Below are 25,896 nucleotides of genomic sequence, written 5' to 3'. Positions count from 1 at the left end.
ATAAATAATTAAGCCCCACTTTCGTGAGGCTCTTTATTGAGTTGGTTTATCGGTAAATATTGTGCTTGCCGGTAAGCGACATCCCCACCGTCAAGAGGAGGATAATTATCAAGCCGCCGCATTTCATTAATGGTTCTTAGTCCCGATTCTCCCATCGCTTTCATAAACGCAGCGCGTGAAGTGGAATCGCCACGCAATAATCCATCAAGGTTATGTTCAGCATGGTATTTACCCACTTCAGGTGGTTTTAGAAGCCAACGCGCAATGCAATTTTCCCATCGGGAGATATAGGGTTGTAAGGTGTATTGAAGAAAACCTAAGTTTTGTTGCTCTATACCTGTTCCCCAACTGGTTGATTTTTCAACATCACCGACTAAATGCGGTGGAACACCAAAGAAACGGGCTAATTCACTGACTTGAAATTTGCGGGAAGACATTGTTTCTGCATCTTGAGGACTAACACCAATATCTTGTGCTTGAAATCCCCCCTCTAAGATCCACAATCGCTTTTTAACGGGGCCACCCGCAATTTCTTTGAAATTCTCTTCAAGTTGGCTACGTTGCTCTTTATTTAATACCTTATCACCCGTTGTTAGAATTTTAGGAGACTTAGCCCCATTGGCATAAAACTCACGTTGTTGATCTTCCATCGCAACGGCCGTGCTTGCTGTCTTACACGCATAAGCAATAGGCGACAATCCAACTAACCCATTAAAACCAAACCCTTTTAAATGAAAAATTTCATGTTGTTTAAATTTCGCAAATTCATGATCACGCTGATATTTATAGATAATATTCTTCCCCTCCATGCGCACATCCATATTGGCAGACAACAGAGGAAGCAAGCTGATCACATCACCGACTTTATTTCGCTCAATCAACGCGAAAGCATTACCATAAAAGCAAAGCTGCATAGTCATTGCCTCTCGGAATTCTTGAGCTGTCATATATTGATTGGGCGAATATCGCAGTAATCGAGCCAATGGGTTACTTAAATCAACTTTGGTTCTATTTCCCTGTTTATCCGTTTCGAACACATCCAGTGGCAAACAAGCCGTTAACGTCGAAATTAAGCTAACACAACGCCAAACCGTTGATATTTGGAGTATTCGCTCATCATTTACAGAAGAATCACCAAGCGAGCCTTGCGCTGAGATAGTTCCTGATTGTGAACCTTGTTCAGGTGTCACGAGCCTTCCCCCAATAAAGAAGGAAGCCAGACGCGCAAACCAACCATGATTAGTGCGCAAATCGATTGAATATTGTTTATCTGTCATCACATACTCAATGGGTTAGAGAAAAAGTCATCAAGGTTGCCATTATCAACCTCACCTTCCGCAGCACCAATCGCCATTGCTGATGCCACCACACCATCAATTCGACCAGTGCTTTTTTTCTTGGCAAAGACGCGGTTATCTTTTTGGTCAGCCTCAAGCACAGCGGATGCGGCATTCCATCTCAAACAAGGATTGGTGTGGATCTCAATCTTCTTGTCATCAATTAGCTGTTCAAACAGTTCGATAGAGTGTGGCATCCACAGCCCTGAATCTTTGGCTTTGTAATATCCTTGTCCATGCGGAGTTAAAGGAACCGTCACACCCACTTCATCGAGTTTGGGTTCAAGGTATTTAATGCGATAAGGGTCAAAGGCAATGGCTCTCATGCTGACGTGCATCGCCATTTCAGCAATACGTTCTGCCACAAATTCATATCTCACCACATTCCCTGGCGTGGTATGCATAAAGCCTTGCCTTACCCATAAGTCGTAAGGCACTCGGTCGGTTTTCGCTCTATCCAATAAGGTGTCTTTGGGTGTCCAAAATTCAACGTAAAGACGTTTAAGGCGAGGAAAATACAAGGCTAATGCGGTTAAATCTTTGGTTCCTGATAAATCCAATCCGCCATAACACTCTTCACCTTGAAGATCATCGAAGGTGAACGTGTTTTCACACTGCATCCATGTTTCACTGTTAATCCACGGATTATCGGCATCCACCCACTGACAAAAATTAAGCCGACGCACAATGCTTTCTTTTGCGGGCATACCTCGAGCTTGTGTCACTTGTTCGCGTAAGTAGCGATCAGAAAAGGTGTAACCCAGTGACGGATTGGCTTTCCCCCAGCAAGACTCATCCTTAAAGGGATCATCGCCTTCGTCCAGTGAGCAAATATAGGAAAAGAAGCTGTCGTCTTCGATAGTGCCTTCGGCAACTTTTCGACCATATTCATGGTAGTCATAACACACGCTGGTTTTATCATGGCCACTATTGGTGATCATAAATATCAAGGCTTGTCGCCGGCCTTTTGTGCCCGCTCGCATCATCTCAACGGCAGTATTATTTTTGTGCTCATGAATTTCATCTATCAACGCACAATGGGGACGAGGCCCTGATTGCCCATCATCTGAGCTAATCGGGCGAAAGAATGAACTTGTTTTCAAATAAGCCAAGTTCCACTCTTTGCCTGTTCCGCCTGATTTGGTGATCCGCTGACTTAATGCAGGAGATTGCTCAACCATCGCCACCGCATCACGAAACAAAATCATGGCTTGGTCTTTTTTCGTGGCTGCCGCATACACTTCGGCACGCGGTTCACTGTCGGCGACTAAACAATACAACCCAACGCCACCTGCCATCGGGGATTTTCCTGAACCTTTACCTGATTCAACGTACACCATGCGAAATCGACGTGTGCCGTCTGTCATTTTCCAGCCAAAAATGGAGCCAATCACAAAGCATTGCCAAGGCAATAAAATAAACGGTTTACCTTCATGTTCCCCGCCATTGAGCTTTAAGACTTTCGCGAAAAAGTCGATCACTCTTTTGACGGCTTCGACATCCCAGACTAATCCCCGTTGCTCGGCTTCGTTTAAGTCTTTGAGATGACGTGCACATGCATGACGAATATCAGGCCCCGCTAAGATTTTGCCTTGATGCACGTCTTGCGCGTATTGCGTTGCGGGATCAACCGAAATATTGGTTGAGCGGATCTTCCTCTTCTTCTCCACCATCCATCTTCACCTTCGAACGAGCGGCGGGGGTTAAACCAAACTCGACTAAATAACTTTTAAAACGGCGATCTGCATCAGCCAACATGGCTACGGCAGGATTCGCTTTAATTAAAAAATCCCCTAATTGCGTTTTTGTGGTGTATGTCCGACCTTCAATGGCAATGGTGTCTCGCAATTGAAGAATATCAGCGTAGATATCACACAGCCGTTCTAATGCCAGCGTGTCAGCCACGGTTAAAACGCCCATTCCATCGAGTAATAAGGTTAATTTTGCCCACGCCATTTTCCCCCAATCCGTTAAATGTTCGGGTGGGCTTGGAATTTCACGTTTAGGTTGGGGTTCTTTATCGTTGAGTTTTCGTTTTCCCGGATTACCGGTGACCACCTTCAAGTGGGTCGGTTTCGGGCGTCTTCCTGCCATCGGAACCTCCCAGAAAAAAACTTTTCATTTCGCGGTTGTGCACACAAATGAGGGCGCTAGGTAATCAGGGCGAAAGTGTTTGAACTTTTACCCCGCCCCCACCCTGTATTTCATGGTGTTATTGATGCCAATGAGAATTGGGATCAAGTGGAATGCCATCCGCATTACAGCCAATGACTTTGCCACTCTTTTCGATACGTTGTTTGGTTGAGTTATGATGCAATTCGCACAAGCTTTGGAAGTTCTTTGTGTCCCAGAATAAGGTTTTAGCTTTTGCAATACGTTCTTTATTGCCTGATTCAAGTGCTTCTTTAAGACGATGCGGAGTAATGTGGTCAACCACTGTGGCAGCAGTAATCCGTCCTTGCTCTTGGCACATGACGCAAAGTGGATGTTCATTAAGAAATGCTAATCGCACTTTAGCCCAGCGACCACCATAGACATTGCGTTTTTTCATGTTTTGTTTCTGACAACATCAGTTTCTATTGATGATTGCTTATTGCAGGTAATAATTCCTTTGAATATAGCGTCACTAGACGTACTAAAACCTAAAGAATGATCACTACTAATAGCATAATGTTCATAATCAGCCTTATCCGCCCATTGATTATGAGTGGTTGCTAGTGTGATGATAGTTTGATTTATCTCATGTATTTTTTTTAGCAATTTAGCTGGCTTATCAATACTATTTAAATCGATGATTTTTGTGTTTCTTGGATCTGTATAAGGAAATTGCCCTGAATGACAAATCGCTATGAATTCTTTATATAGGTTGCTTCTCTCTTCAATTAGCTGAGATATTTCTTTTTGCAAGTAAACACAATGACCTATTGCCTCATAATTAATCTTTTTGTCTGACATAATGTTCTCCAATTAAAAAGACCACTAGGGTCTATTTGGTTTTCTCTTTAGCAAATTTACTCGCCCATACTTTGGCGATATGCAAGCAATCATCAAACATTCTTCCTTTTTTACTCGCTTGAGCGATTCGGCGATAATGATCTACTGCCATGTAGCTTGCTCTCTGGGTGACAGATAAAGAAAAGCCGAGCTTCTTTAACTCGGCCTGTATGTTCTTTTCTATAAATTGTTCGTGGTTCATGCGGGTTCTCCTCCATCTGGAAAATCACCCATATCAGGTAAAGTAAGTTGTGATAAATCAATAATGGCTTTCTTTGCTTTACGTATTTTCTTCAAATGACGCTTGCGCAAATTCATCAGGTCACTACCTTTCTTGCCAAAATTTTCGAAAGACCAATTATCCGCTGCTACTAATCTATTTTGCATTTCGTTAATGGTAAGGCTTTTGAGCTCATCCATATCAAGATTTGCTAGCTCTACTTGAGGTTTTGACTCCTTCTCTGCCAAGTCTAGTAGCCAGCGTCGAAGTGCTTTAGCAATATCAGTTTTAGAGAGAATACCGACCAAATGAGCACCTCTAACCGAAAATATCCTCACTCTTTTATTTTGCATCCCATTGTTTTTATTACTAACGGTCAAATTGACCGTCTGAGACATGCCGTCGGTAAATTCATCTTTATTTCGATTAAAGATACGAATTACTGATGACTCATCTTTGTACCCAAGTAATTCTGAAAGTTGCTTGTTGGTAAACCAGATTTTTCCATCACCATTATCAAATGGGGTGATTTTGTTACCTTTAAAAACTAAGGATTTATTCATAGCGTATTACCTTCATTTGAAATGAACCCTCGTTCACATAGAAAATCAGCCCGTCGAAGCTCGCCAGCTATAACTGACTTCCTCGAAGGCTCATATCAAAGTGATCGGATTCGACGTTTTTTGAATTGCTCTGTGAATGAGCGATGAAATGCGTATAAAAAAAGCCACCAGCGGTTAACTGATGGCTATCCATATACGTCACTAAATAAATGACGTTTGTAGAATTAAATATATTGATGTCTCTCCATCGTCACGCCCCTTCTTCTACCTACAGCTGACGTTGCTGATAATGACCGAAAAATAACAAAACGGTGGTATTCGTTGTTTTTGACTCTCACTATGCGCTCTCTATCGAGAAATAAAATAGGTCATGGCTAACATAGGAGACGGCGACAACGCGACGCTTTCTATTTCTATTGGCATTGAAATAAGAGTAGCGGTATGATTTATAGGTATTTATTTTTCGCTTAAATTTAGCCCCACGGTAAACTCAAACTCGCAGGGTTATTTTATTTGTATTCAATAGTTAATTAAAAAAACAATTGAAAGTATTCAATTCGCTTATTTGCTTAACAAAGCGATACTGAATTAATATCACTATATTCCTCTTGAGAAGTTCTTTATTTAATTTTGTCCATGCGTGATGCTGGAACTTATTTTTCATCTCTAATGTGAGAAGCTTCACACAAATAATAAATTTAACTCATATTTCTTCTTTATATAAAAATAAGTTGAATATTTTTACTAATATTAAAAGTTACTAAAGTAAAAATTTATTTACTCTTTTATTTTATCCCATTTTATTTTTATTAATAGTGATTAGTCTAATGGACAAAATTTACATTGCATCATCTAAAATTATTTCTGTTGCTTACGATTATCAAACTAAAATGCTAGAAATCGACTGTAAACATGGAGAACAATATCGATATAAGGAAGTACCATTCAGTATTTACCAAGGTTTAATGGCATCAAATTCTAAAAAAAAATTTTTTCATGCCATGATTGAACATAAATACCCTTATAATTAAATAACCTTATAGTTACCATTTAATATTATTATTCTTATTTTTATCACAAAAAATATCTTTTTTAAAAGAAAACAAAAACACAAATAAGAATCATTCCATCTGACTTATTAAAACTATTTAGCAAATTAATGTTAAGTATATTGTAACCACTTATTAAAATAATATTTTTGCCGCACTATAGGTATATTCACTTATAAGTGCTATCTTTATTAAGATTGATATTTTTTCGACAAATTTCAGTTTTGCCCTCGTACTCTACGTAGGGCTTTTTTTTAGTTCACACACTCCACTCTAATGTAATTCTGCAACCCTTTAATCATTTGCTCTGACTCTGCAATTCGTTCTCTGAGTAACCAATAATTTCGGAGAGCGGTGTCAGTAGGTCGGGCGGTGGTTGCATAAGCCAAGCTGGTGGCGGAAGTGGTTTTGCTTTTTGGGCACTCGGCTTTGATATACACCCGCTCAGGATGACGCTCACTAATATCACGCAAACGACTAATTTCATTCTTAGCATTCGCTAGCTCCTGCGTATATTGAATATCCAACTGATTTAATCGCATTATGCGTGCTTGATAATCAGTATTAATAGACTTCTGTTCTTCGAGAGCCACTGTCAGTTTTTTGTTGGTATCTATCAGTGAATTAATCCTGTTAGCTTGCCTGTTAATCACCCAATAGCCACCCACAATGATGCCTACCATCGCAATGACGGCATAGAGTTTTCCGTATTTCATGATTAGTACCGATGATGTGAGAGTGCAATCTGACAGCGCTTTTCTAAACTCACTTGGTCTTTAGTACATGTGTTATCAATCAAGAGATAAATGCCACCAGCGACTGTAATGAGTAATGCAAGGATAAAGCTGATAATGATGATTAAAGGTTTCCATGACATAGTGCTGACTCCGCCTCTCGACGACTGACAAGCCCTCGCCAAACCTTTCCACCCGCATATACCCAACGTTTTATTTCTTCACAGGCACCCGCTCTATCACCTGCATTTAGTTTCTTGAGTAATGTTGAGTGAGCAAATGCTGTCGTTCCTACATTAAAAGCAAAGGAATATAAAGCGGCTTTGGTGTAGTCATCGAGTGGTACTTTGATTAATGCATCGACTTGCTGTTGTGTCTTAATAAAATCGTTTTGTAATAACGCATCACATTCTTGTTGTGTGTATCTCTTACCTTGAATAATATCTTTACCTGTATGCCCATAACAAACCGTCAAAACACCTGCCACATCACGATAAGGTTCATAACGCACACCTTCAAAATGGGCTATCACTACTAGCGCAATTGCTGTTGCTCCCGCAGTTGTTAGCGCAGCTATTTTCTGTTTGAGAGACATTAAATATCCTTTGGCGCTTTCACCATTAATTCAGCAAGTCTTTTTAATGTTTCAGTTGGGTTTTGTGGGTCAACATGACGAACAAGCTCTTCAAATAATTGAGTGCGTTTTCGCTGTTCTCGACGAGTCATAAAATAAGTAGCTAAACCTAGGGCCATGCTAAACGCCATCCCGATAACAAATCCCCATTCATATAATGAGAGACTGGCAAAAAATGCCGTTAGGCCTGCTGTTCCATAGGTTACATTGGTTAATTTATCCATACGCATAGTCACCCCCAAAGGAGTGTCCGTTGATGATGAGTGTGAGAGAGTTAAAAGTGAAACGATAAAAATTAGGCGGGCATTGATACTTTAAGTGCCTTTAATAAACCTTCAGGCAACTGCTCTTCAAGTGACGCATTAGAAACAATCACAAGTCCGTACATGGATATCCATGTATTCGTTTGTTGTAAGTGTCCTTGAATAAATTGCTTCGCTTTCTCTAACAAATAAACACAACTCTCTTGTGTATTTTTGCGCCAATAAGATTCAATCGCCACCAGCAATGGATCGCCTGCATCATTAATTTTTTGTGTACCGATTCGATATTGTTTTTTACCTGCGGGAGATGTCGTGCAAATTAATTGCGTCAGTTGTTGAGTTTCACCATCAGCCGTATGGATATTCGCCGTTAAAATGGCAGAGGTATTCATTTCGCTGTCTGTTTCTGAGGCGTAGTGAAGACTAAACTGTAATTCGCTTATCTCTTTTGACATAACATTTACCGATTTATTTAGTTAATAAGGTGCCGACTCACAGCTCTCGTGTGAACGGTATAAGTGGGTGTTGACTCTGTGGTCGGCGTAGACGGAAAGGTTACAAAGCAACCTTATTTAATTTAGGGTTGAATATATTAATGAGAATAATTATCATTACATGCATATCAAATTGATAGGTTTTATACGAATTAGTACGACATTACATTGCTTCTTGCGTTTATTTTATATGCCGATATGACTCCTAGCGTATCGGCATTTTTTTATTGAGAGTTAAGTAAAAACCTCGCATACTTAAAATTTAGATGTATCCGTTTAGATTCGCTCAACACAACAATGATTCAAGTCTAAATCTAATTTGACAGCCCGCTCAGTGCCAATTGTAGATATTACCAAAACAATGATATTGAAGTTCAGAGGATAGTCATTTACAAATGATTAAAGAACCATTTTATAAGGAGTTTATTGGGTAAATTTGTACGGATTCACAAAATAAAATATTTATGTTAACTTATTAAAATATCTATATAATTTCCATTTAGGGGAAAACTGTGCTTACAGAAAAGCAATTATTTGAGCTCATAAAAGCATTACAAACTTCGAATATTTCAGTAATGGAGATTTTTTATTTGTGTTTCGCACTCATTGTTGCATCGCTCCTTATGAGTTACCTAGTTTCCACTTTTCATGAAAAAGGAAAAATTACAGCAATTAATGCAAACTACGAAACGCTAAGAAAACAACTATCAATAAACACTAGCACAATCAAAAATATAGAGAAAAAAATATCTTCAGAATTATGGATATCACAACAAATATGGCAGAAAAAATATGACCTATATGAAACTATTTATGCCCAGTTATTCAATATAAAAAAATGGGTAGACAACGAATTTCATATCATTGAGCTTCATATGACCCCCTATTGGATCGCCAATAGCTATCAACCATATTTCAACGAGGAACAAGAAAAACATTTCTACAAAGAAATTCAACAGGCCCATACAGCTCTCGATGAAGCAATAGGCGCAGAGGATTTTCAAGTCAAAAACAATGAATTACAACAAAAACTCAGCAATGCTATGACATCATTAGCTGAAGTATTAATAACTAGAGCTATTCTGCTCAATGAAAATATCACAGTTATTTTGGAAACGCTTATTTCGAGTATCGGCTTCGATCCTTCACCGACAGCTTATGAACAACCTGATGAGTATGGCGAGAGAATAAAAAGCGCCATTAACACTGCGCTACAGAATATAAAAAATACTGCAATTTCAGATCTTCAAATAAAGCATCCAGAACCATAAAATCTGATATGGCATAAATATCTCGACAAAACAGACCATTCCTTTTTAGAGGTGTTCCTACTCCATCATTTAGGAAAATGTCGGCTCCTCACTAAAAGTTACCCATCATGCCTGCTTAAAAACAGGCATTTTTCGTATTCCAAGCGTACTCATGATAATATTACGGTACTACTAAAAATACCATTTAAAGGTTGAGCTATGGGTACGATTATTTCTCTTGAAGTGTCAGGTATGGAGCTTGATTCGAGTAAGAATTTTCTAGGGATAGATCATGGAGGACTATTTCAAAATGACGATCATCACGTCAACCCACTAGATGAAGATCAAGATGAAGACGGCTACACTTCTGATGATATTCTGTGTCATACTGTGTTGCGTAAACCTTTGAAGCAAGTAGCTTTCCGGTTGGAGTTGTTGGGCTTCACCCTTGAAAATATACGCTATGAGTATGAACTCATTGTTAAAGGTGAAATAGAGTATCTGGAGAACCTCAACGAATCACTTCCAAAATATTCAAAACCAATTAATAATATGATGAGCTTTGATGAATTCGTTAACTTCATCAAAAGCGTAAACATCAATGAACTAAACGATGATTATATTAGTTTAGAGGACAGACAAAAAGAGCGCGAGCTTATCATAGGCCGATTTAATGGCGGTGAATTATTAAACAGAATACCTCAATATGACAATACCTTTGATAACGCTTGGTCTGAAAAATCTGCTTTTGGAACTTTAGTTAACATACTGCACCCATACTCTGTAATGAGAATATTGGCTGAAAACCCAAATAATCATAATGAATTCGTCACATGGAATTATGGGGATCTAGTTGCCGCCGGTTATGCGAATATAAAAGATATTCAGGTGAATGCCCGCAGGCGTGACAAGTTCCTCATTGTCACAGAGGGAAACACCGACTCCAACATCATTAAATATGCATTACGTCTTTTACACCCTAATATTGAAGACTTCTTCCATTTTATCGACATGAGTGATGGATACCCATTCACTGGTTCAGGAAATCTGGTTAAATTCGCCGCTGGACTCATAAAAATCGATATTCAAAACTTAATTGTTTTTGTGTTGGATAATGATTGTGAAGGGATTGAAGCGTATGACAAAATCTGCCAACTCACATTTCCTCACAATATTAACTGCATTCATCTTCCTGACCTTACTGATTTCGATCAATTTCCAGCTATTGGACCTCACGGAGTTACTCACGAAAACATCAATGGTCGAGCAGTAGCGATTGAATGTTATTTGGATCTAACATTCTCTGAATATGGAGAAGCACAAATTCGATGGTCAAATTACAAAAAGGAAAGCGGTGCATATCAAGGTGCGCTAGAAAATAAAGACTATTACACGAAAAAATTTATGAAGTTAAAACCAGGGACAGAAAATTTTAACAAATATAACTTCTCCAAACTAGCTATTGTTTTAGATGAATTGATCAATGCATGTTCAAAAATCTCGTCAGAGATTCGAAAAAATCAAGTAGATGCTCAATATCCAGACTAAAAAGATCTCATGTGTGGCTGCATGAGTCAGCCGATGTTACAGTGGCCAATAAAATATTTCACTTTTTCATGGAGAGTATTCTTTTGGAGTGAAGTCGCTTCCCCCTGCTCCTAAGCTATGTCTCCAAACTTTTCCACATCGGATCCATTGCGCTCATTTTTGTCTCTAGCTAGCCTGAGAGTTAAAATCTAATTGCGAATATTCATTTTTTATTTCCTATGAATTTTGGAACACTCAACGTCGTGACACGACAGCGGGAATGCCAGCATTCATTTAACGCAAGAGCAACAAAATATCCACATCCCTTGTTAACGCCTAGCTATTTTCGAAAGAATGACCATGCGGGTAATTTCAGCTGTAGATAATTTGAGAGTAACCGACTATTTGAACGTACGCACTCAGGTATTTTGATAGCAAAAGCAACCAGAAAACAGTTTGATCTTCTTTCAGCGCTGAGTGAAGAACAGAAAATTGTAGCAATTACACGGATTAGCGCTGGATTGAGCATCAGTAGCATTACTCGAGAATTCAATACGTTCCAGCAAATCATATATCGGGTAAAGACATGGCAACAATAACCCTAAGTTCTTGGCTGAACGATCTGGTATGTGCCAAAAGCGGACCATGCAAGTATCTCGAGTCCTGTTTAGAATCTCGGCACAAAGACATAATGAAAATCGTTTATTGAACGATAATAAGGGTGTCTGAAGAGGTCAAAGTTGCTACTATGCTCTTAACGACATAAAACATCGAAAAAAGGATTAATATGGTTGAAAATAACATAACCTGTGTGGGCGATCTGCTTAAAATCGTCAATGAAATAACAAAACTTTCTAAAGGGAGCCAGTTGTACTTTAGAGGACAGTCAGATTCAAAGTGGGGAGTAGAATCTTCCCTTTGCCGTCTTCTAAATTCTAATAACATTAAACCGCATCCTGTTAAAAATATGCCTGTTGCTCAAGCCTTGAAAATCTCACAATCAAGATTAGCAACTGAATTATTCAAAACCTTTAAAGATAAGTTCATCCTGTATTCTGAAATGAATATTATTAAAGGTTATGAATTGAATGATATAGATTTGCATGTGATGGCTCAGCATTATGAATTACCAACACGAGTGGTTGATCTTACCAGAAACCCACTGGTTTCACTCTATTTTGCTACGGAGAAATGTAAGGAAGACAAAGATGTCTCAGTGTTTATTTTAAAAGGTGGTTACACAGAATTATCTAGTAGTGCTTTTGAAGAACGGTGGCACCGTTCACATAAAAAATACTATGATTTTTATCAATCGATACGACCATATGTCCGTGAAAATAGTCCGACCAAGTCTTTAGATAAAGCCCTTAATATTCTGAAGGCCTACGAAAATGAACTATGGGATTTGAATGAAGAACTTCTTTTATGTAAGGATAATATTCATCCAGATTACACTTCACTGTTATTTCATTTTGATGCTGTTAACGAAACGGACCTTATTAATACACTAAATATCATTTCTGAAGAAGATGGATTCAACTTCAGGCAATCCCACAGTGCTGTCAGAATTTATAATGATAAACTTCAGGTAATAGCGCCTCTTCCAATCAATCAAAGGTTAAAAAATCAGCAGGGGTTGCTACTTTTCTCACCGATTATAGACCAACCAATATATACACCGAGCTATTTTGGAGCAGATAACACAATTTCGACTACCGAATGTGATCTCAAAAGCATTTCATCTTATGATTGCCTGAAAATTAACATCAAATATGAATATGTACAACCTATCAAAGATGAACTAGAACGCTATGGTATTAGCAGAGATTTTATATATCCCGAACTACCAAACTACACAGCTTATATGAAAGATAAAATTCTCAAATCTTATGTCATCTGAGATAATGCTAAATTGATAATTTTCTTTTATTATATTCAAAGCTAAATTCGGAAAAGCATCTAGGCTAGACTTAAATTGGATGGTAAATCACGCGTTCTAGCCTTGCTACACTTCATCTTGCAAGTTGTGCTCTAAGTGTCTGTGAAAAGAATTGCGAATTTCCACTACTCACTGTGAGTTCAGCTTACAAACTTTGCAAACCCAAATTTGAATGAATGCTCTTACAAAAACAATTAAGGCCACACATTATGCGTAGCCTTAATCTTATTCACATTATCTAACTCAATTATCTTTTATCTTTATTTTCTATCGCTATTGTTTGCCGTTTTTCTTCTTCAGGCAACTCATACTCAATAGCAATGGTAAGAAGCCCACTTGATAAATCGGCTTTTTCTATTTTAACATTTTTACCGAGGTCGAATTGCAACGTAAATTGCCCTTGAGATATGCCTCGGTGGAGCCATTTATCATTGTCTTCTTCTGATTTTTCTTCTTTTTTCCCTTCAATCAATAAACGACTTCCTTTTAATGAAACCGATAGGTCATTTTCTTGATATCCAGGCACACTTACTGTCAGTTCATAGTGGTTATCATCAATCTGTTTCAAATTATAAGTCTGTACAGGTGATGCAATAGGCTTACTGCCTGTTAACTGACTAAACAGGCGATCTATCTGATCAAAACGATTTGAAAGTAAGTTGTCAGATAATGTTGGGAATAATGAAAAAGGTTTAATGTTAGGCATATAACTCCTCCTTCAGTATTTAGTGAATTATGGGCGGTATCTTATTTACCCAAAATATAGATATGAACGAGCAAGTATTTTTCAAGCCCTAAAATCTAAATTTTTTATCTTTGACCAACATGGGATTGTAGATAGCAAAAAACCCCGCCGAAGCGAGGTTTTGTATATTCAACTATTTAATGCTTAACTCATTTGTGCTGTCATCACACTTTTGCAAAAGATACATTTTGCGCCGTGTGGATTGTTCACTGTGACATCAAATTGTGATGTTCTATATTGTGAACCGCTACAACTTGGGCATTTAAAATAGAGGCGAATAGTAATAGCGCCTTTAGAGAGCCACCACGTTGCCTGCTGCTGGGCCTTTCATACCATTTTCCATGGTGAATGAAACTTGTTGGCCTTCAGCTAATGTTTTGAAGCTATCACTTTGGATTGCAGAGAAATGTACGAAGACATCTTTGCTGCCATCAGCTGGAGTAATAAAACCAAAACCTTTACCTTCATCGAACCATTTTACTGTACCAGTCATTGTATTAGACATAGAATTTCCTTTAATTTATTTAATTTGCCATAAGGCATAGGCGGTTTGTTTTGTATTTTTACTTATGGGAATTAATTAGAAGGAATTCACAATGAAGAGGTATCGAGGATAACGCTAAACGGGAACAACTTTAAACTTACTAACATAAATAGGTCTGTACTTCCAAACCAGTGACGCTATTAAGCCATAGAAAAATGCAGATAGCAAACTTTATTTTTTAGCGGTAAATCAGCTTAAGTAGACCTATAAAAAATACAACCCCGTTATACTCACGAGGTTTTTAATAGATAAGAGGTGTAACATCAAAACTATCATTAACACAATATATTGTGTTTTGTAATTACGCAAGACTGTAAATATGGTATTTTCTAATTATTTTATCCATATCTAATTTTACGTTATCAACCGATAGACATCCCTCAATAAATCCTTCCGCTGTCTGCAATCGCTTAGCCACTTCGTTATGAGAAATGCCGAGTTTTGAAGCCATTGAACGCAAAGGATAATTCTTCACATAGTACATAATAACCAACTGAAACAAGTAACTATTATTTGCCTTTAAATGTAATACCGCTTTATTGATTTTTAAGCCATCATCATCTGAACATTGCTCTCGGCTTCGTCTTGAGCTTGGAATTAATCCTTTAAAACCTGCGGCAATTGATGAGTAATCGATACTATTTCCCTCATTAACTGACCACGCACCCCAACGTGATAAAACTTCCTGCATATCTCTCATACTTAGACTCCCCGTGCCGTATACACGTTAAACCAATGCCCCCATTCCTAATGAACGGTTTAAAAAAGAAAATAACAATTCGATTTGATTGCCATAAATAGCTTCCCACGACTTGGGATCACGATGTAACTCATCATGATGTTGCCGACATAATGGAATAGTGAATAAGTCATGAGCTTTCGTTCCCATGCCTCCCATACCATGGCCGATGATATGATGTGGATCATCAGCTTGTTGTCCGCAAACACAACATGACTGTGTTTTTACCCATTGAAGCCATTGGGTATTCTCCCAACGGCGCATTGTAGGTTTAAGAAGAAATGAGGCTGGAGGTTCAGGATCGACAGTCACATTAATAACGGGTTTTATAGCATCTAAACGCTCATTCATTGCTGATAGCGCTGTCACTTCATTTGGAACAATATCAGCTTCAGGAAAACCGCCATGCACCCTGCGCTCTTTAGGTTTATCAGACCAATTTAGAATACGGCGCAATATGGCATCAGGTAATTTATCAACCAGTTTATGCATTACGGCAAAAGCAAAAAAATCAGGTATCGTCAGCGAATGGCTATCATCTAATCTCAAATGACTACGAATAGTGTCTACCATCCAAGCAATACGATTTTTATGAGCCAACTCAGCAACCCACTCAGCTGATGAATTACGAATATGATTATCATGATACCAACAGGTTCGTATCACACCGTCTTTATGCCATGTGGTTGTTAATTCATGATGATGATAACTGTCATGCTCATCGTTAATCTGGCAGCAATGGATATTTCTGCCTATCCACATATTCATCGATGACAGCCCACCCATAGCTTGGATCACTTTTTCATTATTTAAAAAGCCAATAATGTCCTTGTTATTCAATAATGGCTGTTCGTTCCCTGTTAATGCACCAGAAGGCCATTTATTCAAACTCTTTGGTACATCACTAATAATTACGCGAGAATGTTGTTTAAGTTGCGCAAGCAACTCCGCTTCAGGCTTCAATAAAACAACACCAAGATCGGGCTGAATATAGGGGGTTAATAATAATTTCATGCACTCACCTGTTTATTCAGCATCACCATACGGATCAATTCATCCGTTTTACTTTCAAAAAAATGGGGTTGGGTTTCACGAGGATTATTAGGGCTGGTCATGTTCTTCCCAAACTGGCAGCCCCGCGCAGTCACTGACCAGAACTCTTTCACTTTGTTTGCGGTTTTCGTACTTGGACGAGATAAACGTTCAACAATGCCGAGATCGGCCAACCGCTTATAAGCTTGTTGGGCTGAAATAGGTAATTGATGTTTTCTAATCAGTGTTGATAAAGCTACTGTTGGACGACTTGAACCATCCATTGATCCGCTTGGCGCATCAATCGCATACACAGGGGCTAATTCGGGTAAGCCTGCCATGACTTGTAATTTTTGATACGCCCCTAATTTTGAAGAGTTTGAGAAATTCAGGCTCTTTGCCATCGATTCAAGCAATATGACTCCAGCTTGAACTTTATCGGCTAACTTTTCGCCGTGTTGCTGTGTTATCAATGCATCAAAAGTACGGATCACTTTTAAATGAAATGATGAGCTTATCCACATTGCATAGGCATACACTAATTCTTTGCAAACATACGTTCCTTGGTTAAGCCCACCAACAATAGTCACAATGGGAACCGCTCCTGTGATCTCAGGAGCGGTTGAAATTTCATCAATCAACTCTTTAGTTTGAGTCAAAGCACTCCAATTCGACGGTTGATGCCGTTTTTCACCACCTGAGACTCGATGAAGATCATTTAAACAATAACGCCCTGCGGTATCTCGACGAATTTGAACACCATTAATAACAATTAGTCCATTCATGTTATTTTTCTCCACTCTCGTTTATAGCAAAACTTCCTGAGCAACTTGTTCTGCAACTTGTTGCCAAATACCTCGCCACGCAGCTAAACCTGCAACCTCATTCATTCGACCTAGACCATTTTTCTTTGCCTGAATAGCCGCTAATTCTTGGATTTTATTTTTAGGTTTCCAACCTGTACCCCAGATAAGCCGGAATGTTTCATCACGCTCTACGGAATCGATTGTGATTTTTTTCTTACCCGCCAAACGTAAGGTTAAATCATCCCATTGAGCCCTGAGTGTACGAGGACACTGAACATTCTTTTTCCAAAAATCATCTTGCGTAATTCGTTTATAGAACTGGCAAATTTCTTTGTGAGTATGCCCATCAATCGTTGTCATTAAGCGAATATCATTAGCCCAATCAGTGAAATTGGGCTCTTTAGGCGTTTTTAATCCCATCTCTTGAAACACTTCGCATTTACGACTGAATAGCCATTTAGCGCACTTCAAATCGTCAGCGGAGCCCCATTTTTGAAAGTTGGCGCTGTAAATCACAGCTTCAGGATAACGAGTTAAAAAATCATTTTTGGGCTGGTCGCTGGATTCGTCAGAATTCTGCGACGAAGAATAATTTATTGATGGCTCATATTTTGAAGTTACTGATGGATCGCCCTCAGGAGCTGGCGGGTCAAAATCCCTATTTTTGCTCGATTTTGAGGGAACAGAATTTGATGCAACAAATTTTGATGGGTCAGATCCTGATGCGTCAGGTTTTGACACGTCAGATTTTGTTGGTTGAGAAAGTGCTTTCTTGGCTGATTGGTATAGTTTCTCTACATTCAGCTGATAAATATTGCTTGCGTTGCGATTGCCTTTTCTACGCTTTTCGCTGGTTAACCACCCTTCTTTTTCTAACTGTTTTATTGCTGTGCGCACCGTGCTTTCGCCCGCACCAATTTGGCGAGCAATCGTCACAACAGAAGGCCAACAAATACCTTCATCATTAGAAAAATCAGCTAATCTTGCCATGATAGCGACTGATGTGAGTTTTAAACCTGCATGGGCGCAACCATCCCAAACATAACTAGATAATTTAACACTCATAAGAGGCCTCACTTAACTCGGGTATATCTCTCTTTAAATCTTTGAACCGGCTCGCATTGTTCGTATTCACAACCATCAATCATAAAAATAACGCGCTGTTTTTCTCGATCATAACGAATGACATGAACAAGGAGCCTTCGAGAATTTCTGTAATAGCGATCAAGGCGATTGGGATCTTCATTTCGCATTGCATTTTCCTCCACTCAAGAAATAGAAATCAGCCCATGACTTTTTCAGTGTCCTCTTATCTACCAAATCGATATTTTTTCGGTAGTTGTGTGATCGATTGTCACTCGGTATGCTTTCTACATAGCGAAATGTTCCCTCTTTAGTTAAGGGTAAACAGCGAAATTGCTTTTTAGGTATTAGATGCGCTAATCTACTCATGCTTATTTCTCTTCACATCATTGAAATTGGCAACCGAAGCCAGAGGCCGTATACCTTTGGCTTCACCCTTTCTTAGTCGCTTCCTGTTTTTCACCGTATAACACTTTCAGTGAATCCAAGAACCCAATTGCATATGCAAAAACTTTCCCTGCTTTTCGATAAATACGCCCTATTTCTTCATCCGTTAAAACACCATCAACAAGGCTTTCTTGAATTAAAACGGCGAGTGATCCTTGCATAGCCGCCAATGTCATTCGCATATCAAATAACTCTACTTGATCTATCTTTTCTGCTTCTATTTTTGGCAATGCACTCATGCCATGACGTTCTAGGTGATATTCCACCAGCAACTTAGTGCCCGAAATATCTTCCATGGCTTCTTGTTCATCAATATCAAAGAAACGACAGCCATTTTTTTCGTATAACTTGTTATTAAACGTATCGAGTGACATACCTAAAGCCCCAGCCATAGCAGAACGTCCACCCGGCAGTGCTTTGCACATTTCTTTAATAACTTCTTTAATTGAATGTTTGCTCATATCTACCTGCTCTATCTTTTATTGGTAGTTAATTGCCTTATGCTGTTTTGGTATTTTTTCTATAAAGTTCAGGGTTATATTTAAGTTTTCCCTCTGTTAGTAAGTCAGCTTCAATTGCTCGATTTTTAGGTATTAATTGACCTGGTCTTTTCTTCCACTGATAAAAGGCTTCTGGCGTAATTTTAAAAAAACTAGCGACTTTGCTAGCATCACCAAAGTAAACTTCAACTTCATTAGTTGTCATAAGCACCTCCAATATAAGTTTTATTAGATATTAAAATATAAGTTTTCTTTTATCAATAAAAACTAAGATAACTTAGTTAAAAACTAACCTCGGAATAAAAATGGATACTGTTGGAAGCAGAATAAAAAAGCTTCGTAAGACAACCAAGACGACACAAAATGAACTAGGGAAATACTGTGGCGTATCGGGCGTTGCGGTTGGCTATTGGGAAAAAGATCTTAATTTGCCAAATGGCGATGCCCTAATAAAGCTTGCCCAGTTTTTTAATACAACTGAGTCTTACATCCTTTACGGCATATCATCGAAGGAAAATATTTCTGTGATTACAACAATGAGAAAACTTCCCGTTTTGTCATATGTACAAGCAGGTAAATTCACTGAATACCTAGCAACAGAGATTTATGATGAAACGTTGGAATATCTAGAAACTTCTTTAAAGGTATCACCTTCAAGCTTTGCCCTTACAGTAAGAGGTGATTCGATGACTAATCCTTCGGGTATGCCTTCTATTCCAGAAGGTGCGAAAGTTATTGTTGATCCCGCAGCAGAGGCAATTAGTGGCAAAATTGTAGTCGCTCGTCTTACAGGAAGTGACGAGGTAACAATTAAAAAATTAATTATTGATGGCCCTAATAAATACCTATCTCCACTCAATCCCCGCTATCCAAACATCCCGATCAATGGCAATTGTGAAATTGTTGGTGTTGTAAAGGGTGTTCAGTACGAATTGTAATCTCACCATCACACAAATCTAAATCTACTTAGATTTGTGTTGACATAAAATATAAGTTTTATTAGATTTAATTCTAACAAAACTTAGTATTAGATGAAGAGTCTTGCCAACTTCATAGAAAACAGCAGAAACCGCCACAACTTGAGGTAAGCAATAATCAAGTTCAATAATTGAAACATAAAAAATAAGCCTTTATTTACCATTAACCAACATCAGGGAAATTTAATCTCGATTAATTCGAGAGGGATCTTTATTACTTAAATTATGTGGAGAGAATAATGTCTTATATTGCAACAGCAACGAATAAGCACTTCTATTATCTCGATGTACGGATCGAAGATATAGATATTCAAGACATTGCGACGGGTTTAGCTAATGAATGTCGCTTTAATGGACAGATTGATAATTTCTATTCTGTTGCTCAACACTCAGTATATGTCAGCTATTTAGTTGCGCCTGAATATGCTTTAGAAGCCTTACTTCATGATGCCAGTGAGGCCTATGTAAAAGATCTACCATCGCCACTTAAAAAGCTATTACCTGAATATAAGGAGATAGAAAAAAGCATTGATGCTGTTATTCGTCAAAAATATAACTTGCCACCCGTTATATCAGACGCCGTGCATTTAGCCGACTTAATGATGTTAGCAACTGAAAAACGAGATTTAGAAATTGATGTGGGTAGCAATTGGCTAATGCTTGAAGGTATTCCTACGAGTGATTTTATTGTTAATCCATTAACCCCACTACAAGCCAAAGTTTTATTTTTACGTAGATTTAATGAATTAAATAAAAGGAGCTAAATAAACAGTTCTAAAAAAGTTTAAATAAATACCACCAGCATAATTAACGTCTATTTAAACTGTATACGGCAGTATGGAGAGAAAATATGTCAAGAATGGTGACTCTTGAAGCGTGGGCAAGGTTGGAATTTGGAGATGCCTCTCCTTGCATGACGGTATTACAAAAATACGCAAAGAATAACCTTATTGCACCACCTGCAATGAAAGTTGGCCGCAAGTGGATGGTTGATAGAGAAGCTCGTTATGTGGGCTATCTGTCTCTCCCTCAAATTCCTACTAAATCAACGGAACGACTTAAGAGGATAATTACAGATGGCTGCCCGACCACGAACCCATAAAATTATCATTCCTAATCTATATAGGAAACTAGATAAACGTAACGGCAAGATTTATTGGCAATATAAACATCCCATCACCGGTAAATTTCATAGCTTAGGCACCGACGAGCAGGAAGCGAGAGAAACTGCCATTCAAGCCAATACAATTATTGCAGAACAACATACTCGACAGTTATTAAGTATTAATGAACGGTTATCAAAAATTAAGACAAACAAGTCTGAAATATCTGTCGATATATGGATGGATAAATATTTAGATATTCAAAAAGAAAGATTAGATATCGGTGAATTAAAAATTAATTCTTATCGACAAAAAATGAAACCTATTAATTTATTCCGTCAGTATTGTGGTACGAAAATATTAAAAGAGATAACCGCTTTAGATATTGCTGAAATAATAGATTCCATCAAAGTATTAGGACATTCAAGAATGGCTCAGGTCGTTCGCATGGTGCTTATTGATGTATTTAAAGAAGCTCAACATGCTGGCTATGTTCCTCCTGGTTACAATCCTGCGAAAGCAACTAAACAACCACGGAATAGAGTGAAAAGAGAACGCATGACATTGGAAGAATGGCGGACTATTTACCAGCAAGCTAAGAACCACCCTCCTTACTTGCAATGTGGCATGTTGCTCGCCGTAACCACCGGTCAGCGGATCGGTGATATCTGTAAAATGAAATTCTCTGATATTTGGGATGACATGTTACACATACAGCAAGAGAAAACAGGCAGTAAGTTAGCCATCCCTCTCTCGCTAAAATGTGAAGCTATCAATCTCTCCTTAAGGGATGTTGTTGCTCAATGTCGTGACGCGGTTGTGAGTAAATATCTCGTGCATTATCGGCATACCACCGCACAAGCAAAACGAGGCGAGCAAGTCACACCAAATACATTAACCACAACGTTTAAAAAAGCGCGAGATAAATGTGGGTTAACTTGGGAAAAAGGTACGGCACCTACTTTCCATGAACAACGATCTTTATCTGAGCGACTTTATCGAGAACAAGGAATTAATACACAAAAATTATTGGGTCATAAAACACAAAATATGACTGATAAATACCACGACGATAGAGGCAAAGAATGGCAAATTATTGCTGTTTAATTGAACAGTTTTGGGGAAGAGTTTTGGGGATATTTTGGGGATATTTTGGGGATATTTTGGGGAAGAATTTTATAGTACAAAAAATAAACGGGAACTAATAAGCTCCCGTTAACTATTTATCAAAACAACAATTACATGTGTTTGATAATTGCGTCACCAAACTCGCTACATTTCAGCAGTTTAGCGCCTTCTAACTGACGTTCGAAATCATAAGTTACAGTCTTAGCGGCAATCGCGCCTTCCATACCTTTAATGATTAAGTCAGCGGCTTCTGTCCACCCCATGTGGCGTAGCATCATTTCCGCGGAAAGGATAATTGAGCCTGGGTTAACTTTATCTTGACCTGCATATTTAGGTGCTGTGCCGTGTGTTGCTTCAAATAACGCACACTCGTCACCAATATTTGCACCTGGTGCAATACCGATACCACCAACTTGCGCAGCTAATGCATCAGAAATATAGTCACCATTTAGGTTCATACATGCAATGACATCATATTCTGCTGGGCGTAACAGGATCTGTTGCAAGAATGCGTCGGCGATAACGTCTTTAACGATGATCTCTTTACCTGATTTTGGATTTTTAATTTTAACCCAAGGGCCACCATCTAATAATTCACCACCAAACTCTTCGCGTGCTAATTCATAACCCCAGTCTTTAAAGGCACCTTCGGTAAATTTCATAATATTACCTTTGTGTACCAGAGTGACTGAATCACGGTCATTATCAATCGCGTATTCAATCGCCGCACGAACTAAGCGCTTAGTCCCTTCTTCTGAACAAGGCTTGATACCAATACCACAATCTTGTGGGAAGCGGATTTTGGTAACACCCATTTCATTTTGCAGGAATTTAATTACTTTATCAGCTTCTGCTGAGCCCGCTTTCCATTCAATACCTGCATAGATATCTTCTGAGTTTTCACGGAAGATAACCATATCAGTTAGTTCAGGTTGTTTAACTGGGCTTGGAGTGCCTTTGTAGTAACGTACTGGACGTAGGCAAATATAGAGGTCGAGTTGTTGACGTAATGCAACGTTTAATGAACGGATACCACCGCCAACTGGGGTAGTAAGAGGACCTTTAATAGAAACACGATATTCACGGATAAGATCTAAGGTTTCTTCTGGTAACCAAACATCTTTACCATATACCTGTGTTGATTTCTCACCGGTGTAGACTTCCATCCACTCAATCTTACGTTCTTTGCCGTAAGCTTTCTCAACTGCTGCATCAACAACTTTTAACATTGCTGGCGTGACATCGATACCGATACCATCCCCTTCGATATAAGGGATAACCGGATTATTTGGAACAACAAGCTTACCTTTAGCATCTAGTGTAATTTTAGCGCCATTAGCCGGAACAACTACTTTGCTTTCCATTTACCTCTCCTTTCATGTAAGCGCACGCTTTGTTAATTTTTTGTAAGAGACCTGTCAATACTACTTGATTATTCAGCTAACGCCAATCGCTTCTCTTTTAAGGTATAATCAATCTCCCATTTTTTACAAAAATTAACTATGCCAAATCAATTTAAAAATAGCGCTAAGTCGAAAAAATACCATACTCCATCAGCACAGAAGAAAGCAGTACGCCCTAGAGGTGAGCGCAAAGTGGTTATCTTTAATAAACCCTTTGATGTGCTAGTCCAATTTACCGATGAAAGTGGCAGAAAAACACTAAAAGATTTTATTCCTATTCGTGACATTTACGCAGCTGGACGTTTAGATAGAGACAGTGAAGGACTTTTAGTCTTAACAAATGATGGGAAGTTACAAGCAAAATTAACACAACCAGGTAAAAAAACAGGAAAAACCTACTATGCTCAAGTTGAAGGCATTCCTGACACAACAGCATTACAGCAATTTCGTGAAGGATTAGAACTTAAAGATGGTAAAACATTGCCAGCACAAGTCGAAATAGTTGAGCAACCCGAATGGCTATGGGAGAGAAATCCGCCTATTAGAGAACGTCAAGCTATTCCCACAACTTGGCTAAAAATTACCTTATTTGAAGGTAAAAACCGTCAAGTGAGACGAATGACGGCTCATATTGGTTATCCTACATTACGCTTGATCCGCTTTAGTATGGGAAATATTGCATTGGATAATTTATTACCTGGTGAATGGAAGGAGATTGATTTTGTTTAAACCTCATGTGACTGTCGCGTGTATTGTTCATGCGCAAAATAAGTTTCTCGTTGTTGAAGAAACTGTCAATGGAAAAGCAACGTGGAATCAACCTGCAGGGCACCTTGAAGCCAATGAAACACTTATCCAAGCCGTTCAACGTGAGTTATCGGAAGAAACAGGATTAACACTTCCTGTTCAATATTTCCTTAAATTACATCAATGGATTGCCCCTGATAAAACCCCTTTTTTACGTTTTCTCTTTCTAATTGAAGCACAAGAACAATTTGAAACTCACCCTAATGATAGCGATATCAATTGTTGTCACTGGGTTAGCGCAGATGAAATTATCCAAAGCCAGCAATTACGTTCGCCTTTAGTAAGAGAAAGCATGTTATGTTATCAACAAGGTGAACGTTACCCTCTTTCTATTTTAACTAGCTTTGGCGCGCCCTTTAACTAAATGACAGAGAATGGAAAAACAAAGCATCAAAAACAGAGCAACACTTGATGCACCTGTGTCAGTGATATGGTAAAGTATGGCGCTTATTTTTCCGCAGTGAGATCCAGTCATGTCAGATAACAGCCAAAAAAAAGTCATCGTAGGAATGTCCGGTGGCGTAGATTCATCCGTCTCAGCCTATCTTCTTAAGGAACAGGGATATCAGGTCGTTGGTCTGTTTATGAAGAACTGGGAAGAAGACGACGATACAGAATATTGTTCAGCTTCAACGGATCTTGCCGATGCGCAAGCTGTGTGCGATAAACTCGGCATTGAACTTTATACTATCAATTTTGCCGCTGAGTATTGGGATAATGTTTTTGAACATTTTTTATCTGAATATAAAGCAGGTCGCACTCCAAACCCCGATATTCTGTGCAATAAAGAAATAAAATTTAAAGCATTTTTAGAATATGCGGCAGAAGATTTAGGTGCTGATTATATCGCAACAGGTCACTATGTTCGCCGTCGTGATACCAATGGCAAAAGCCAATTACTTCGTGGCGTCGATAATAACAAAGACCAGAGCTATTTCTTATACACGTTAAGTCACGAGCAAATCGCACAAAGCCTTTTCCCTGTTGGTGAAATGGAAAAACCTGAAGTTAGAAAAATCGCTGAAAAGCTTGATTTAGCAACAGCAAAGAAAAAAGATTCAACGGGTATTTGTTTTATTGGTGAGCGTAAATTTACCGATTTCTTATCACGTTACCTCCCAGCTAAACCTGGTCCTATCATCACAGTTGACGGTGAAACTATTGGTGAACACCAAGGATTGATGTATCACACATTAGGTCAACGTAAAGGTTTAGGTATTGGTGGAACAAAAGACGGTGGAGATGATCCTTGGTATGTCGTTGATAAAGATGTTGAAAATAACATTCTTGTTGTGGCGCAAGGTCATGAACATCCAAGATTAATGTCTGTCGGCTTAATTGCTCAACAATTACATTGGGTATCGAGAGAGCCAATTACTGAAGCTTTCCGCTGTACTGTTAAAACACGATATCGCCAACCTGATATTGCGTGTACAGTAACGCCATTAAGTGAAGATAAAATTGAAGTCCGCTTTGATTATCCCGTTGCTGCTGTAACGCCGGGGCAATCAGCCGTCTTTTATCAAGACGAAGTCTGTTTAGGTGGCGGTATCATTGAAACCCGTATTCAGGAGTAGA

General features: G+C 38.7%; 34 protein-coding genes. 11 read left to right on the top strand and 23 right to left on the bottom strand.

Going from position 1 to position 25,896, the window contains the following annotated elements:
• Positions 1-8: 8 nt before the first annotated feature.
• From GTH24_RS07455 to GTH24_RS07425, 7 genes are all read right to left on the bottom strand, one after another.
• Positions 9-1,277 carry a phage portal protein gene (locus GTH24_RS07455; protein WP_164526173.1) on the bottom strand — a complete coding sequence of 423 codons (1,269 nt, stop codon included), beginning with the start codon at positions 1,275-1,277 and terminating at the stop codon, positions 9-11.
• Entirely contained in the window at positions 1,277-3,010 is a 1,734-nt protein-coding gene (locus tag GTH24_RS07450; protein ID WP_164526172.1) for a terminase large subunit, read from the bottom strand. Before GTH24_RS07450 ends, GTH24_RS07455 begins: the two co-directional genes overlap by 1 nt.
• Positions 2,964-3,431 carry a phage terminase small subunit P27 family gene (locus GTH24_RS07445; protein WP_006537822.1) on the bottom strand — a complete coding sequence of 156 codons (468 nt, stop codon included), beginning with the start codon at positions 3,429-3,431 and terminating at the stop codon, positions 2,964-2,966. The genes GTH24_RS07450 and GTH24_RS07445 overlap by 47 nt, the downstream gene beginning before the upstream one ends.
• Before the next feature lie 118 nt (positions 3,432-3,549).
• Entirely contained in the window at positions 3,550-3,888 is a 339-nt protein-coding gene (locus GTH24_RS07440) for an HNH endonuclease (RefSeq protein ID WP_164526171.1), read from the bottom strand.
• A complete protein-coding gene (locus tag GTH24_RS07435) occupies positions 3,885-4,292 on the bottom strand; it encodes a hypothetical protein (RefSeq protein WP_164526170.1) in 408 nt (135 codons plus the stop codon). The genes GTH24_RS07440 and GTH24_RS07435 overlap by 4 nt, the downstream gene beginning before the upstream one ends.
• Positions 4,293-4,323: 31 nt before the next feature.
• Positions 4,324-4,533, bottom strand: a complete 210-nt coding sequence (locus GTH24_RS07430; RefSeq protein WP_108716960.1) for a hypothetical protein — start codon at positions 4,531-4,533, stop codon at positions 4,324-4,326.
• Positions 4,530-5,114: a BRO-N domain-containing protein gene (locus GTH24_RS07425; RefSeq protein WP_164526169.1), complete on the bottom strand. Its 585-nt coding sequence runs from the start codon at positions 5,112-5,114 to the stop codon at positions 4,530-4,532. Before GTH24_RS07425 ends, GTH24_RS07430 begins: the two co-directional genes overlap by 4 nt.
• A gap of 827 nt (positions 5,115-5,941) precedes the next feature.
• Between GTH24_RS07425 and GTH24_RS07420 the strand changes: the two genes are divergently transcribed.
• Positions 5,942-6,145, top strand: coding sequence for a KTSC domain-containing protein (locus tag GTH24_RS07420; RefSeq protein ID WP_036937625.1), 204 nt, complete (start codon positions 5,942-5,944; stop codon positions 6,143-6,145).
• 272 nt (positions 6,146-6,417) lie between these two features.
• Here GTH24_RS07420 and GTH24_RS07415 read toward each other — a convergent pair whose 3' ends face one another.
• The 5 genes from GTH24_RS07415 to GTH24_RS07395 all read right to left on the bottom strand — a co-directional run bounded on the left by GTH24_RS07415 (position 6,418) and on the right by GTH24_RS07395 (position 8,249).
• Complete coding sequence (locus GTH24_RS07415; protein ID WP_036976737.1) at positions 6,418-6,879, bottom strand: lysis protein; 462 nt, start codon at positions 6,877-6,879, stop codon at positions 6,418-6,420.
• A gap of 2 nt (positions 6,880-6,881) precedes the next feature.
• Positions 6,882-7,040, bottom strand: coding sequence for a hypothetical protein (locus tag GTH24_RS07410; RefSeq protein WP_017628365.1), 159 nt, complete (start codon positions 7,038-7,040; stop codon positions 6,882-6,884).
• Positions 7,022-7,492 (bottom strand): lysozyme, encoded by a 471-nt coding sequence (locus GTH24_RS07405; RefSeq protein WP_164526168.1) that lies wholly within the window; start codon positions 7,490-7,492, stop codon positions 7,022-7,024. Before GTH24_RS07405 ends, GTH24_RS07410 begins: the two co-directional genes overlap by 19 nt.
• On the bottom strand, positions 7,492-7,761 hold the full coding sequence (locus GTH24_RS07400; RefSeq protein ID WP_026090477.1) for a hypothetical protein: 270 nt from the start codon (positions 7,759-7,761) through the stop codon (positions 7,492-7,494). Before GTH24_RS07400 ends, GTH24_RS07405 begins: the two co-directional genes overlap by 1 nt.
• A 65-nt stretch (positions 7,762-7,826) precedes the next feature.
• Entirely contained in the window at positions 7,827-8,249 is a 423-nt protein-coding gene (locus tag GTH24_RS07395; protein WP_164526167.1) for a hypothetical protein, read from the bottom strand.
• A 551-nt stretch (positions 8,250-8,800) separates the two neighbouring features.
• Between GTH24_RS07395 and GTH24_RS07390 the strand changes: the two genes are divergently transcribed.
• From GTH24_RS07390 to GTH24_RS07380, 3 genes are all read left to right on the top strand, one after another.
• On the top strand, positions 8,801-9,559 hold the full coding sequence (locus GTH24_RS07390) for a hypothetical protein (RefSeq protein ID WP_164526166.1): 759 nt from the start codon (positions 8,801-8,803) through the stop codon (positions 9,557-9,559).
• 198 nt (positions 9,560-9,757) lie between these two features.
• The gene (locus GTH24_RS07385) at positions 9,758-11,086 is read left to right on the top strand and encodes a HEPN/Toprim-associated domain-containing protein (protein WP_164526165.1); all 1,329 of its coding nucleotides are present in this window, start codon (positions 9,758-9,760) and stop codon (positions 11,084-11,086) included.
• Between the two features lie 766 nt (positions 11,087-11,852).
• Positions 11,853-12,965 carry an FRG domain-containing protein gene (locus tag GTH24_RS07380; RefSeq protein WP_164526164.1) on the top strand — a complete coding sequence of 371 codons (1,113 nt, stop codon included), beginning with the start codon at positions 11,853-11,855 and terminating at the stop codon, positions 12,963-12,965.
• Positions 12,966-13,251: 286 nt separating this feature from the next.
• Here the strand turns inward: GTH24_RS07380 and GTH24_RS07375 are convergent, their stop codons facing one another.
• The 10 genes from GTH24_RS07375 to GTH24_RS07330 form a co-directional block, all read right to left on the bottom strand.
• Entirely contained in the window at positions 13,252-13,710 is a 459-nt protein-coding gene (locus GTH24_RS07375; protein ID WP_164526163.1) for an Hsp20 family protein, read from the bottom strand.
• Positions 13,711-13,893: 183 nt separating this feature from the next.
• On the bottom strand, positions 13,894-14,034 hold the full coding sequence (locus GTH24_RS22135; protein ID WP_421667188.1) for a hypothetical protein: 141 nt from the start codon (positions 14,032-14,034) through the stop codon (positions 13,894-13,896).
• A gap of 7 nt (positions 14,035-14,041) precedes the next feature.
• Positions 14,042-14,254, bottom strand: coding sequence for a transcription antiterminator/RNA stability regulator CspE (cspE, locus tag GTH24_RS07370; protein ID WP_004244726.1), 213 nt, complete (start codon positions 14,252-14,254; stop codon positions 14,042-14,044).
• Positions 14,255-14,594: 340 nt separating this feature from the next.
• Complete coding sequence (locus tag GTH24_RS07365; protein ID WP_164526162.1) at positions 14,595-14,993, bottom strand: antiterminator Q family protein; 399 nt, start codon at positions 14,991-14,993, stop codon at positions 14,595-14,597.
• A 27-nt stretch (positions 14,994-15,020) separates the two neighbouring features.
• A complete protein-coding gene (locus GTH24_RS07360; RefSeq protein WP_164526161.1) occupies positions 15,021-16,046 on the bottom strand; it encodes a DUF968 domain-containing protein in 1,026 nt (341 codons plus the stop codon).
• Complete coding sequence (locus GTH24_RS07355) at positions 16,043-16,849, bottom strand: KilA-N domain-containing protein (protein ID WP_164526160.1); 807 nt, start codon at positions 16,847-16,849, stop codon at positions 16,043-16,045. Before GTH24_RS07355 ends, GTH24_RS07360 begins: the two co-directional genes overlap by 4 nt.
• 21 nt (positions 16,850-16,870) lie before the next feature.
• Positions 16,871-17,935, bottom strand: coding sequence for a helix-turn-helix domain-containing protein (locus GTH24_RS22130; protein ID WP_241254047.1), 1,065 nt, complete (start codon positions 17,933-17,935; stop codon positions 16,871-16,873).
• Positions 17,936-17,943: 8 nt separating this feature from the next.
• Entirely contained in the window at positions 17,944-18,123 is a 180-nt protein-coding gene (locus GTH24_RS07340) for a DUF4222 domain-containing protein (protein ID WP_164526159.1), read from the bottom strand.
• Between the two features lie 261 nt (positions 18,124-18,384).
• The gene (locus GTH24_RS07335) at positions 18,385-18,861 is read right to left on the bottom strand and encodes a YmfL family putative regulatory protein (protein WP_036976726.1); all 477 of its coding nucleotides are present in this window, start codon (positions 18,859-18,861) and stop codon (positions 18,385-18,387) included.
• Positions 18,862-18,898: 37 nt separating this feature from the next.
• Entirely contained in the window at positions 18,899-19,105 is a 207-nt protein-coding gene (locus tag GTH24_RS07330) for a Cro/CI family transcriptional regulator (RefSeq protein WP_006537203.1), read from the bottom strand.
• Positions 19,106-19,205: 100 nt separating this feature from the next.
• Here GTH24_RS07330 and GTH24_RS07325 point away from each other — a divergent pair, with 100 nt between their 5' ends.
• From GTH24_RS07325 to GTH24_RS07310, 4 genes are all read left to right on the top strand, one after another.
• Positions 19,206-19,838, top strand: a complete 633-nt coding sequence (locus tag GTH24_RS07325) for a LexA family protein (protein WP_017628378.1) — start codon at positions 19,206-19,208, stop codon at positions 19,836-19,838.
• A 278-nt stretch (positions 19,839-20,116) separates the two neighbouring features.
• The gene (locus tag GTH24_RS07320) at positions 20,117-20,641 is read left to right on the top strand and encodes an HD family hydrolase (protein WP_135052057.1); all 525 of its coding nucleotides are present in this window, start codon (positions 20,117-20,119) and stop codon (positions 20,639-20,641) included.
• 86 nt (positions 20,642-20,727) lie between these two features.
• Complete coding sequence (locus tag GTH24_RS07315; RefSeq protein ID WP_017628380.1) at positions 20,728-20,979, top strand: excisionase; 252 nt, start codon at positions 20,728-20,730, stop codon at positions 20,977-20,979.
• Complete coding sequence (locus GTH24_RS07310) at positions 20,954-22,087, top strand: site-specific integrase (RefSeq protein WP_164526158.1); 1,134 nt, start codon at positions 20,954-20,956, stop codon at positions 22,085-22,087. The genes GTH24_RS07315 and GTH24_RS07310 overlap by 26 nt, the downstream gene beginning before the upstream one ends.
• Before the next feature lie 131 nt (positions 22,088-22,218).
• Here GTH24_RS07310 and icd read toward each other — a convergent pair whose 3' ends face one another.
• Positions 22,219-23,472 (bottom strand): NADP-dependent isocitrate dehydrogenase, encoded by a 1,254-nt coding sequence (icd, locus tag GTH24_RS07305; protein ID WP_006537208.1) that lies wholly within the window; start codon positions 23,470-23,472, stop codon positions 22,219-22,221.
• 138 nt (positions 23,473-23,610) lie between these two features.
• On the opposite strand from icd, the gene rluE reads away from it, so the two are divergent.
• From rluE to mnmA, 3 genes are all read left to right on the top strand, one after another.
• Complete coding sequence (gene rluE, locus GTH24_RS07300) at positions 23,611-24,240, top strand: 23S rRNA pseudouridine(2457) synthase RluE (protein WP_072069873.1); 630 nt, start codon at positions 23,611-23,613, stop codon at positions 24,238-24,240.
• Complete coding sequence (locus tag GTH24_RS07295; RefSeq protein ID WP_164526157.1) at positions 24,233-24,682, top strand: NUDIX hydrolase; 450 nt, start codon at positions 24,233-24,235, stop codon at positions 24,680-24,682. Before rluE ends, GTH24_RS07295 begins: the two co-directional genes overlap by 8 nt.
• Positions 24,683-24,791: 109 nt before the next feature.
• A complete protein-coding gene (gene mnmA, locus GTH24_RS07290) occupies positions 24,792-25,895 on the top strand; it encodes a tRNA 2-thiouridine(34) synthase MnmA (protein WP_164526156.1) in 1,104 nt (367 codons plus the stop codon).
• The last annotated feature ends 1 nt before the right edge of the window (position 25,896 follow it).

The sequence above is a fragment of the Proteus vulgaris genome (assembly GCF_011045815.1).
GTDB classification, from domain to species: domain Bacteria; phylum Pseudomonadota; class Gammaproteobacteria; order Enterobacterales; family Enterobacteriaceae; genus Proteus; species Proteus vulgaris_B.
The sequence above is the reverse complement of the archived record's forward strand: the minus strand, read 5'-3'. Positions and strand labels throughout refer to the sequence as shown.

Excerpts from the sequence above, each read along its gene's own strand:
- GTH24_RS07455 (WP_164526173.1), bottom strand. The coding sequence starts at position 1,277 with ATGACAGATAAACAATATTCAATCGATTTGCGCACTAATCATGGTTGG.
- GTH24_RS07450 (WP_164526172.1), bottom strand. The coding sequence starts at position 3,010 with ATGGTGGAGAAGAAGAGGAAGATCCGCTCAACCAATATTTCGGTTGAT.
- GTH24_RS07445 (WP_006537822.1), bottom strand. The coding sequence starts at position 3,431 with ATGGCAGGAAGACGCCCGAAACCGACCCACTTGAAGGTGGTCACCGGT.
- GTH24_RS07440 (WP_164526171.1), bottom strand. The coding sequence starts at position 3,888 with ATGAAAAAACGCAATGTCTATGGTGGTCGCTGGGCTAAAGTGCGATTA.
- GTH24_RS07435 (WP_164526170.1), bottom strand. The coding sequence starts at position 4,292 with ATGTCAGACAAAAAGATTAATTATGAGGCAATAGGTCATTGTGTTTAC.
- GTH24_RS07430 (WP_108716960.1), bottom strand. The coding sequence starts at position 4,533 with ATGAACCACGAACAATTTATAGAAAAGAACATACAGGCCGAGTTAAAG.
- GTH24_RS07425 (WP_164526169.1), bottom strand. The coding sequence starts at position 5,114 with ATGAATAAATCCTTAGTTTTTAAAGGTAACAAAATCACCCCATTTGAT.
- GTH24_RS07420 (WP_036937625.1), top strand. The coding sequence starts at position 5,942 with ATGGACAAAATTTACATTGCATCATCTAAAATTATTTCTGTTGCTTAC.
- GTH24_RS07415 (WP_036976737.1), bottom strand. The coding sequence starts at position 6,879 with ATGAAATACGGAAAACTCTATGCCGTCATTGCGATGGTAGGCATCATT.
- GTH24_RS07410 (WP_017628365.1), bottom strand. The coding sequence starts at position 7,040 with ATGTCATGGAAACCTTTAATCATCATTATCAGCTTTATCCTTGCATTA.
- GTH24_RS07405 (WP_164526168.1), bottom strand. The coding sequence starts at position 7,492 with ATGTCTCTCAAACAGAAAATAGCTGCGCTAACAACTGCGGGAGCAACA.
- GTH24_RS07400 (WP_026090477.1), bottom strand. The coding sequence starts at position 7,761 with ATGCGTATGGATAAATTAACCAATGTAACCTATGGAACAGCAGGCCTA.
- GTH24_RS07395 (WP_164526167.1), bottom strand. The coding sequence starts at position 8,249 with ATGTCAAAAGAGATAAGCGAATTACAGTTTAGTCTTCACTACGCCTCA.
- GTH24_RS07385 (WP_164526165.1), top strand. The coding sequence starts at position 9,758 with ATGGGTACGATTATTTCTCTTGAAGTGTCAGGTATGGAGCTTGATTCG.
- GTH24_RS07380 (WP_164526164.1), top strand. The coding sequence starts at position 11,853 with ATGGTTGAAAATAACATAACCTGTGTGGGCGATCTGCTTAAAATCGTC.
- GTH24_RS07375 (WP_164526163.1), bottom strand. The coding sequence starts at position 13,710 with ATGCCTAACATTAAACCTTTTTCATTATTCCCAACATTATCTGACAAC.
- cspE (WP_004244726.1), bottom strand. The coding sequence starts at position 14,254 with ATGTCTAATACAATGACTGGTACAGTAAAATGGTTCGATGAAGGTAAA.
- GTH24_RS07365 (WP_164526162.1), bottom strand. The coding sequence starts at position 14,993 with ATGAGAGATATGCAGGAAGTTTTATCACGTTGGGGTGCGTGGTCAGTT.
- GTH24_RS07360 (WP_164526161.1), bottom strand. The coding sequence starts at position 16,046 with ATGAAATTATTATTAACCCCCTATATTCAGCCCGATCTTGGTGTTGTT.
- GTH24_RS07355 (WP_164526160.1), bottom strand. The coding sequence starts at position 16,849 with ATGAATGGACTAATTGTTATTAATGGTGTTCAAATTCGTCGAGATACC.
- GTH24_RS22130 (WP_241254047.1), bottom strand. The coding sequence starts at position 17,935 with ATGAGTGTTAAATTATCTAGTTATGTTTGGGATGGTTGCGCCCATGCA.
- GTH24_RS07340 (WP_164526159.1), bottom strand. The coding sequence starts at position 18,123 with ATGCGAAATGAAGATCCCAATCGCCTTGATCGCTATTACAGAAATTCT.
- GTH24_RS07335 (WP_036976726.1), bottom strand. The coding sequence starts at position 18,861 with ATGAGCAAACATTCAATTAAAGAAGTTATTAAAGAAATGTGCAAAGCA.
- GTH24_RS07330 (WP_006537203.1), bottom strand. The coding sequence starts at position 19,105 with ATGACAACTAATGAAGTTGAAGTTTACTTTGGTGATGCTAGCAAAGTC.
- GTH24_RS07325 (WP_017628378.1), top strand. The coding sequence starts at position 19,206 with ATGGATACTGTTGGAAGCAGAATAAAAAAGCTTCGTAAGACAACCAAG.
- GTH24_RS07320 (WP_135052057.1), top strand. The coding sequence starts at position 20,117 with ATGTCTTATATTGCAACAGCAACGAATAAGCACTTCTATTATCTCGAT.
- GTH24_RS07315 (WP_017628380.1), top strand. The coding sequence starts at position 20,728 with ATGTCAAGAATGGTGACTCTTGAAGCGTGGGCAAGGTTGGAATTTGGA.
- GTH24_RS07310 (WP_164526158.1), top strand. The coding sequence starts at position 20,954 with ATGGCTGCCCGACCACGAACCCATAAAATTATCATTCCTAATCTATAT.
- icd (WP_006537208.1), bottom strand. The coding sequence starts at position 23,472 with ATGGAAAGCAAAGTAGTTGTTCCGGCTAATGGCGCTAAAATTACACTA.
- rluE (WP_072069873.1), top strand. The coding sequence starts at position 23,611 with ATGCCAAATCAATTTAAAAATAGCGCTAAGTCGAAAAAATACCATACT.
- mnmA (WP_164526156.1), top strand. The coding sequence starts at position 24,792 with ATGTCAGATAACAGCCAAAAAAAAGTCATCGTAGGAATGTCCGGTGGC.